This window comes from Rhodanobacteraceae bacterium (assembly GCA_024234055.1).
Lineage (GTDB): Bacteria > Pseudomonadota > Gammaproteobacteria > Xanthomonadales > SZUA-5 > JADKFD01.
In genome coordinates this window covers 1-3,707 of the sequence record JACKOW010000027.1, presented here as the reverse complement: position 1 = coordinate 3,707, position 3,707 = coordinate 1, and the positions used below count along the sequence as shown (strand labels likewise).

At 64.1% G+C, this 3,707-nt stretch carries 3 protein-coding genes; 1 reads left to right on the top strand and 2 read right to left on the bottom strand.

Features of this window, described 5'->3' with window-relative positions; all coding sequences use genetic code 11:
• Positions 1–239: hypothetical protein (locus H7A19_20255; GenBank protein ID MCP5477164.1), on the bottom strand; the 239-nt coding region annotated here is incomplete at its 3' end.
• A 79-nt stretch (positions 240–318) separates the two neighbouring features.
• On the opposite strand from H7A19_20255, the gene H7A19_20250 reads away from it, so the two are divergent.
• The gene (locus tag H7A19_20250; protein ID MCP5477163.1) at positions 319–570 is read left to right on the top strand and encodes a hypothetical protein; all 252 of its coding nucleotides are present in this window, start codon (positions 319–321) and stop codon (positions 568–570) included.
• Between the two features lie 92 nt (positions 571–662).
• Here the strand turns inward: H7A19_20250 and H7A19_20245 are convergent, their stop codons facing one another.
• Complete coding sequence (locus tag H7A19_20245) at positions 663–3,545, bottom strand: PHB depolymerase family esterase (protein MCP5477162.1); 2,883 nt, start codon at positions 3,543–3,545, stop codon at positions 663–665.
• Positions 3,546–3,707 lie beyond the last annotated feature (162 nt).

Sequence of the window (3,707 nt, the reverse complement as noted above, 5' to 3'; positions counted from 1 at the left end):
CCCAGTCGCAGCGTCATCAGCGTGATCGGATCGATCGAATAGCGATACAGCAGTTTGGCCAGGATGGCCTTTGCGGAAAACAGGATGGCGGCCAGCGCGGCGATGGCGTAGCCGCCGAGCTCGATGTGCCGTTCGCTCTGCGGGCTGGTCATGACGCCGGCGCTACTCTGAGGGTTGCACCAGCCGAAGGCCGGTGCCGGGGGCCCGATGATGCCCGCAGCCACGCTTTCGTGCTGCACGACAACAGGTCAACGACTGGAACCGATGTGCGTTCCTGTTTTATGTTCTTTCGACGTCAACGCCAGGAGAAAAGCCCCTATGGCCAGCACTGCCCGTACCTTCACCGTCGCCCTTGCCGCAGCCTGCGCCGGCTTGCTCGGCGGATTGTCGTTCTCGGTGGCCGCCGATCAGCCGCTGATGCAATCGGCGCTATCGCATCTGGAATCGGCTGAGCGCGATCTGGAACGGGCCACGCCCGACAAGGGCGGCCACCGCGCCGAAGCCCTGCGCCTGGTGCGCGCGGCCCAGAAGGAAGTGCGCCAGGGCATCAAGTTCGATCGCCGGCACTGAGCGAACGCCCCGGTTGCGACTACCGGCATCAGTGAAAGCCGAGAGCGGGCCGTTCAGCCTCCCGCTCTCGGCAGTCATCCGATCGGTCTGGCTCAGGGCAGATACTCGATCTGCAGTGTCGCGTCCACGCCGCTACCTATCCAGAGATAGCTGGTGCTGCCCTGATTCTGTTCGAATCGCAGGCGGACCTGGGTGCGATCGGTGGTGCTGATGGCGGCGAGCCCGGCACCATTGAAGGCGCCAGAGTTCTGATTACCGCCAGTGAATCGCACGACGCTTGCCACCTGGTTGGCACTGGCACTGGCGCCGTGGTCGGAGGTCTCCAGCGCACAGGCGCCAAAGCAGCCGGATTTCACGTCGATCACCAGCGTGTTGCCGGAAGGACTACTCCACGGATCGCCCGATGCGCCCCGATGGCGCAGAGTCAGCGTCGCGCTCTGGATCTGGGCGCCATCCGGCAAGCTGCTGGTGTCGAAGGACAGGATGGCGCGGTTGTATTTGCCGTCAGAACCCCGTCCCAGCGCCAGGCCGAAACTGGATTCCAGCGTGCCGAGGGCCAATCCGCTGCCATTGGCACTGGCTTTCACATAGCCATCGTAGCCCGCTTCGCTGGCAAAGCTCACGACCACCGGCGTTCCGCCGCCACCTCCCCCGGTGCCATTCTGGACGGTGACGATGGTGTCGTTGTCGCTGCCCATGTTGCCGGCCGCGTCAAAGGCTCGCGCCATCAGGGCATAGCTGCCGTCTGCCATTGCCGCGGTATTCCAGCTCCAGCTGTAGGGTGAACTCAGATCCACGCCGAGCAGACTGCCGTTGGCGTAGAACTCGACCTTGGTGACACCGGCGGCATCGCTTGCCGTGGCGGTCAAATCGACGGTCCCCGATACCGTTGCCGCGTTCGCGGGCGCGCTCAGGTTGACCACCGGCGGCGTGGTGTCCGCCGGCTCGCTGGCATTGCCCACCCGGATGTCGTCGATGCGCGCCTTGCTCCACGCTTCGAGGCAGACATTGCCGTAGGCGCTGGCCTCAAAGCGCAGGCTGACGGTCTGACCGGCCCAGGCCGACAGATCCAGGTTCTCGATCGAGGTCCAGCCTGGATCGACGTAGTTGGCATAGGTCACCGAGGCCTCGTCGACGATGCTGCCGTTCACCAGCACCCGAAAGCGCGCGTAGGTGCTGGAATTGATCTGTGCCCTGAGATCCAGCTTGCGGGCATAGCTCAAGCGCGGCGCGCTGCCGAGTACCACGCTGCGCTGCAGATAACGGGTCTTCAGTCCCACTGCGCAGGACAGGCCGGAAGACGCATAGCCGTAGCTTGATTGACTGCCACCCGCGCCGGCCGTGACGTTGTCGGCATCCGCCACGAAATCGCCGCTCCAGCCGCCCTGATCAAAGTAGTCGCCATTGGCATCGCGATTGGAGAAGCTCTCATCCACCGCCAGCACCGTCTGGTTGACGGTCACCGAGGTGTCATCGTCGATGCTCTGGTTGCCGCGCGCATCGCGCGCGACCACGCTCAGGGCATGCGGACCATTGCTGACGGAGCTGCTGTTCCAATCCAGCGTCCACGGCCCCGCCTGAGCGCTCTGGTTGCCCTCACCGAGGGATGCGCCGTCGACGAAGAACTCCACCGAGGCAACGCCGAAGTCATCGGTGGCGGTGGCCGCCAGCGTGATGGTGCCGTTCACCGTGGCGCCGTTTCCCGGAAACCCGAGGTTGACGCTGGGCGGCGTGCTGTCTTCGATGCCACCGCTGACATTGACCTGGAATTCAGCCGAGCTGCCGACATTGCCGGCGGCATCGACGGCGCGCGCCTGCAGCCGACGCGTGCCATTGGCACCGGCGGCGCTGTTCCAGGCGTAGCTGTAGGGCGCAGTGGCATCGCTGCCGGCCAGCACGCCATCGATCAGGAACTCCACCTCAGTAACGCCAACATTGTCACTGGCGCTGGCATTGATGCTGACCAACCCGCTGACGTTGGCACCGTTGGCCGGTGCCGTCAGGCTGACAGTCGGTGCCACGGAATCGCTGTTGTCGAGGCCGAAGAATCGGCCGATGTACCAGCTGGAACAGAGGTCCACATCGAGAATGTAGGCACCCGCCGTTCCGCATTGCCGCTCACCGCTGCCCGGATCCACCGGCGTGCCATGGCCCATGCCGGTGATCGACCAGGTCTCCACCACAGCCTCACCACTGGCGTTCTTGTAGACCTTGTGCGGATAGCCGCCAACGGTGTCCTGCACCTCCGGCGTCTGATCCACGCCATGGACATTGGTCCATTGTTCCATCGATTCATTGGCGTTGGCCGGGCGCACCGTGGTGTCGGCATCGCCGTGCCAGATCGACACGATGGGCCAGGGCCCGTTGTGGCTGGACGCCGCGCGCACCTTGTTGCCCCAGGCAGTGGGTGACAGATCGCTACCCGGATTCATGCAGGAAAACGCCGCAGTGAGCCCGGTACCACAGTTGTAGGGCACGCCGGCGACAATGGCGCCACCGGCAAAGACATCGGGATAGGTCGCCAGCATCACCGCGGTGAATGCGCCGCCCGCGGACAGACCAGTCACATACACTCGCGCCGGGTCGCTGAGGTGATCGGCTTTCATCTTGTCGACCATCTGCTTGATCGACAGCGCCTCGCCAGCGCCGCGGCCAATATCGCCCGCTTCAAACCAGTTGAAGCAGCGCGAGGAATTGTTACTGGTGGTCTGTTCCGGCAGCAGCAGCGCGAATTTCCAGCGATCAGCCAGCAGCACCCAGCCGGTTTCTTCATCGTAACTGGACGCGCTCTGTGCGCATCCGTGCAGTGCGACGACCAGCGGCGCATTGGCCGGCAGGCCACTGGGCACGTACTTGAACATGGTCAGTGAACCCGGATTACTGCCAAAGCCACTGACCTGAGTCAGCGCCCAGCCCGGGCTTTGCAGCAGCAGAGCACACAGCGAGAAAAAGCCCACACGCAACAAGAGCTTCATGACCAAACCCTCCCCAGGGTCGAACGAAGACTGTGACGAATTGCAGTGGAGCACCGGGAGGCCATGGCCACCATCGTACAAAGGGGCAGCGCGGACGAAAGGACTAGCCCGCATTTCTCACACCTGTTGCGGAAGATCGCGCAGGGCTTTGCACCGAGGGCA

Bases quoted from the DNA above. Each gene is read 5' to 3' on its own strand.
- H7A19_20250 (MCP5477163.1), top strand. From the start codon at position 319: ATGGCCAGCACTGCCCGTACCTTCACCGTCGCCCTTGCCGCAGCCTGC.
- H7A19_20245 (MCP5477162.1), bottom strand. From the start codon at position 3,545: ATGAAGCTCTTGTTGCGTGTGGGCTTTTTCTCGCTGTGTGCTCTGCTG.